The organism is Streptomyces sp. CRN 30, from assembly GCF_034105845.1.
Genome location: NZ_JAVRHI010000544.1, coordinates 1 through 5,125 on the forward strand (window position 1 = coordinate 1; position 5,125 = coordinate 5,125).

At 68.8% G+C, this 5,125-nt stretch carries 4 protein-coding genes; 2 read left to right on the top strand and 2 right to left on the bottom strand.

The window, feature by feature from the left end:
• Both UW392_RS63155 and UW392_RS63160 read left to right on the top strand, forming a co-directional pair.
• On the top strand, positions 1-905 hold a 905-nt coding region (locus UW392_RS63155; RefSeq protein ID WP_320784550.1), incomplete at its 5' end, for a class E sortase.
• A gap of 96 nt (positions 906-1,001) precedes the next feature.
• Positions 1,002-1,787, top strand: a complete 786-nt coding sequence (locus UW392_RS63160; protein WP_320784551.1) for a class E sortase — start codon at positions 1,002-1,004, stop codon at positions 1,785-1,787.
• 319 nt (positions 1,788-2,106) lie between these two features.
• Here the strand turns inward: UW392_RS63160 and pknB are convergent, their stop codons facing one another.
• Positions 2,107-4,083 carry a Stk1 family PASTA domain-containing Ser/Thr kinase gene (pknB, locus tag UW392_RS63165; RefSeq protein ID WP_320784552.1) on the bottom strand — a complete coding sequence of 659 codons (1,977 nt, stop codon included), beginning with the start codon at positions 4,081-4,083 and terminating at the stop codon, positions 2,107-2,109.
• Between the two features lie 170 nt (positions 4,084-4,253).
• On the bottom strand, positions 4,254-5,125 hold an 872-nt coding region (locus tag UW392_RS63170), incomplete at its 5' end, for a penicillin-binding transpeptidase domain-containing protein (RefSeq protein WP_320784553.1).

Below are 5,125 nucleotides of genomic sequence, written 5' to 3' on the forward strand. Positions count from 1 at the left end.
CGCACCCTGAAGGCGGGCGCGCGGCCCGCCGGAAGGCCGCGAAGCGGCAAGGGCGCAACGGTGGCCCCGTGAGCCCGCAGGACGGCCGGGGAGCCGGCGGAGCGGGCCGGGCGGGCCAGGACGCCAGGAAGGCCCCCTACGGCGCGCAGAGCGGTGACGCGGGCGACGAGACGCCTTCCCCGGCGGCTCCCCGCTCCCGGGTGGAGGCCCGACGGGCCGCACGGGCGCGCAAGCCCAGCGCCGGGACCATAGCCAGTCGGCTGATCGGCGAGGCGTTCATCACCACCGGCGTGCTGATGCTGCTGTTCGTGACCTACCAGCTGTGGTGGTCGAACATACGGGCGCAGGCGCAGGCCGGCCAGGAGACCAGCAGCCTCCAGGAGCAGTGGGCGAGCGGTGAGCGCGCACCGGGGGCGTTCGAGCCGGGGCAGGGCTTCGCCATCCTGCACATCCCGAAGCTGGACGTGGTCGTGCCGATCGCGGAGGGCATCAGCAAGACGCAGGTCCTGGACCGCGGCATGGTCGGCCACTACGACGAGAACAGCATCGAGACGGCCATGCCCGAGGACAAGACCGGCAACTTCGGTATCGCGGGCCACCGCAACACCCACGGGGAGCCGTTCCGCTACATCAACCGGCTCGAGCCCGGCGACCCGATCGTGGTCGAGACGCAGGACACGTACTACGTGTACGACATGGCCTCGATCCTGCCGGTGACGCAGCCCTCGAACACCGCCGTGCTGAACCCGGTGCCCGCCGACTCGGGGTTCACGGAGGCCGGCCGCTACATCACGCTGACGACCTGCACACCGGAGTTCACCAGTAAGTACCGGATGATCGTGTGGGGCAAGATGGTCGAGGAACGGCCGCGCAACGAGGGAAAACCGGACGCGCTCGTCCGATGAGCACGTGCGCACCGAGCGCGTGGGCGCTGAGCACATGAGCCCGAGCACGTGAGAACACGCAGGCATGCGGAACCTGGAACAGACGGGGCAGATGCAGTGGCAGCCACCACCGAGCACGGGGAGCAGCACGAGGAGCGGACCGACGAGGAGTCCGCGTCACCGGCGCCGTCACCCGCGGCCCCGCGGCGCCGCGGCACCGGGAAGATCGCGACGGCCGTCAGCGTCTTCGGTGAACTCCTCATCACCGCGGGCCTGGTCCTGGGCCTGTTCGTCGTCTACTCGCTGTGGTGGACGAACGTCCTCGCCGACCGCGAGGCGGACAAGCAGGGCGACAAGGTCCGTGACACGTGGGCCCAGCAGGAGGAGGAGGAGGACGGTGAGCCGGCCGTGTTCGACCCCAAGAACGGCATCGGCTTCCTGCACGCCCCGACCATGACCGGGGACGAGATTCTGATCAGGAAGGGCACCTCGACCAAGCTCCTGAACAACGGTGTCGCCGGCTACTACACCGACCCCGTCAAGGCGGCCCTCCCGACGAGCGGCAAGAACGGCAACTTCTCCCTCGCCGCCCACCGCGACGGCCACGGCGCCAAGTTCCACAACATCCACAAGATCGAGAAGGGCGATCCGATCGTCTTCGAGACGCAGGACAAGTGGTACGTCTACAAGGTCTACGCGATGCTGCCGGAGACCTCGAAGTACAACGTCGACGTCCTGGACGCGATCCCCGAGGAGTCGGGCAGGAAGAAGGCCGGCAAGTACATCACCCTCACCACCTGCACGCCCGTCTTCACCTCCGACTACCGCTACATCGTGTGGGGCGAGCTGGAGCGCGTGGAGCAGGTGGACGAGGACCGGACGCCGCCGGCGGAACTGAGGTGATGTCGAGGTTGACGTAGGGGAGGCGCTGCGGGGCCCGGCCGCCTGACATGGCGAAGGGCCGAAGCCGCAACTACTCCTTGCGGCTTCGGCCCTTCTGCGTACGGTGCGCAGCGCAGCGCAGCGCTGTGAGTTCTGTCCGGTGATCGAGTACCAGTGACTCGATGGTCTTGAGGCCACCTCGAAGTACGCCGCCACCATCGCCGTCGTCACGTGCATGCCGTCCGGCAGCAGCGACAGGGCCCCGGCACCCCCAACCAAGGGGTTGCCGGGGCCCTGTCGTACCGCGTACCTGCTGGGTCTCCACCGCAGGCCAGCCGCGTCAGCCGAAGGCGCCGCCGAAGAAGCCGCCTCCGTTGTTGCCCCCGTTGTTGCCGCCCGCGTCCGCGGCGACCAGGTTCACCGTGGTGCCCTTGGCCACCTCGGTGCCCGGCTGCGGGTCCTGGTTGAAGACGATGGCCTCGTCGTTCTGCGAGCCGCTGATGTTGAACTGCAGACCCGCGTTCTGCAGCTCCGCCTTGGCGTCCTTCAGCGACTTCCGGTTGACGTCCGGGACCTGCACCGTCTCCGGCTCGGCCTTCTTGCCGATCTGGATGGAGACCGACTGGCCCTTCTCGACCTGGGTGCCTGCTGCCGGCGCGGTCCTGACGACCTTGTCCGCCTGGTCGTCGTTGTCGACCTCCACCTCGGTGCAGGTGCCCACGAGGTCGCTCTGCTGCATCCGCTGGACGGCCTCGTCACAGGTGCTGCCGGTGACGTCCGGGACGGTGGACTTGGCCACCTCCTTGGCGACCGTCAGGGTGATCGTGGTGCCCTTCTCCTGGTCGGTGTCGCCCGCGGGGTCCTGGCCGATGACGACGCCCGCCGTCTGGTCCGACTCCTCGAGCTTCTGCTCGACCACGAAGCCCTTCTCCTCGAGCTGCGACTTGGCCTTCTCGTAGGACAGGCCCCGGACGTCCACCACCGTCACCGTGGGCGCGCCGGTCGACACCACGATCTGAATGGTGTCGCCCTTGTTGACGTCGGTCCTGGCCTCCGGGGTCTGCGTGCAGACGTTGCCCGTCTTCTGGTCCTCGCAGGGCTCTTCGGTGACCTCCAGGGTGAGGTCCACGTTCTCGGCCATCCGCTGGGCCTCTTCCTGCGTGGACCCGACGAAGTTGGGGGCCGCGAAGGGGTCGTTGTTGTCGCCGTTGCCGCCGAACGCCAGCTTGCCGATCAGGATGGCTCCGACGAGCACCAGGACACCGGCCACGACCAGCAGGATGGTCGAGGTGTTGTTCTTCTTCTGCTGACGGCGCCGCCCGGGACGGTCGTCGTAGCCGTAGCCGCCGTCGTCCGGGTTCATCGGGGGCAGCATGGAGGTGGCCTGGCCGTCGGTCGGGCGCATGGCCTGTGTCGGCTGCTCGTCCGGGTAGCCGCCGTAGCCCACCGAGCCCATGGCGGCGGTCGCCGCGACGGGCTGGCCGTCGAGGCAGGCCTCGATGTCGGCGCGCATCTCGTCGGCGGACTGGTAGCGGTAGTCGGGGTCCTTGGTCAGCGCCTTCAGCACGATCGCGTCCATCTCGGGCGTGATCTCGGGGTCGAAGACGCTCGGCGCCTGCGGCTCCTCCCGTACGTGCTGGTAGGCCACCGCGACCGGGGAGTCGCCGACGAAGGGCGGCCGGACCGTCAGCAGCTCGTACAGCAGGCAGCCGGTCGAGTACAGGTCGGACCGTGCGTCGACCTGCTCGCCCTTGGCCTGCTCCGGGGAGAGGTACTGGGCGGTGCCGATGACGGCGGCCGTCTGCGTCATCGTCATGCCTGAGTCGCCCATCGCGCGGGCGATGCCGAAGTCCATGACCTTGACCTGGCCGTTGCGGGTCAGCATGACGTTGGCCGGCTTGATGTCGCGGTGGACGATGCCGCTGCGGTGGGCGTACTCCAGGCCCTGGAGGATGCCGATCGTCATCTCCATGGCGCGCTCGGGCAGCAGCTTGCGCCCGCTGTGCAGCAGCTCGCGGAGGGTGGAGCCCTCGACGTACTCCATGACGATGTACGGGATCGACACGTTGTCGATGTAGTCCTCGCCCGTGTCGTACACCGCGACGATCGCGGGGTGGTTGAGCGAGGCGGCGGACTGGGCCTCCCGGCGGAACCGGGCCTGGAAGGTGGGGTCACGCGCGAGGTCCGCGCGCAGCGTCTTCACCGCCACGGCGCGGCCGAGCCGGGTGTCCTGTCCCAGGTACACCTCGGCCATGCCACCACGGCCGAGCACGTGGCTCAGCTCGTACCGGCCGCCGAGGCGACGCGGCTCCTCCATAGCTACCTACCAGCCCTCTCCGTCGGTCCCGACCGCACCCATGTGTGGTCCGGCGGTGTGCTGTCCGGGCATACCGTACCCGGCTCGCCCTGCGTGACCTGGCCGCAATCGTCACCCGATACAGGACCGGTACCGCAACGTGCGCCGTTGCGTGAGCGACGTGACGTGGGTCACTGCTTGCTGTCGAGTACCGCCTGCATCACGGCCTTCGCGATGGGGGCGGCGAGACCACCACCGGAGATGTCGTCCCGGTTGGCGCTGCCGTCCTCGACGACCACGGCGACGGCGACGGGCGAGCTGCCGTCGTCGGCCTTGGCGTACGAGATGAACCAGGCGTACGGCTTCTCGCTGTTGTTCAGGCCGTGCTGGGCGGTACCGGTCTTGCCGCCGACGGTGACGCCGTCGATCGCCGCCTTGGATCCGGTGCCGTCCTTGACGACCGTCTCCATCATCTCCTGCAGGGCCTGCGCGGTCTCGCCGGAGACGGCCTGCGAGAGCTCCTCGGGCTCGTGCGTCTCGATGGCGTCGAGGTTGGAGGCCTTGAGCTGTTCGACCATGTACGGCTTCATCAGCTTGCCGTCGTTGGCGATCGCGGCGGAGACCATCGCCATCTGCAGAGGGGTGGCGCGGTTGGACGCCTGGCCGATGCCGGCCAGGGCGTTCTGCGGCCGGTTGTCCTCGGGGTAGATGCTCTCGGCGGCACGGACCGGGATGTCGAGCTCCGGGTTGTCGAAGCCGAACTTCTTGGCCTGCTCGATCATCTTCTCGTTGCCCACGTCGTCGGAGAGCTTGCCGAAGACGGTGTTGCAGGAGACCCGCAGCGCCTCGCGCAGGGTGGCGTTCTCGCAGTCGCCGTGCTCGTTGGTGAGGGGGGTCGTCGACTCGGGCAGCTGGTACGGGTCCGGGCTGTCGGTGGCCGAGTCGATGCCGTTGACCTTGTTGTTCTCCAGCGCCGCGGCGGCCGTGACCACCTTGAAGGTCGAGCCGGGCGGGTACGTCTCGCGCAGCGCCCGGTTCAGCATGGGCTTGTCCTCGTCCTTGT

What these genes read in the sequence shown, in the direction of transcription:
- pknB (WP_320784552.1), bottom strand. Translation starts at nt 4,083, where the DNA reads ATGGAGGAGCCGCGTCGCCTCGGCGGCCGGTACGAGCTGAGCCACGTG.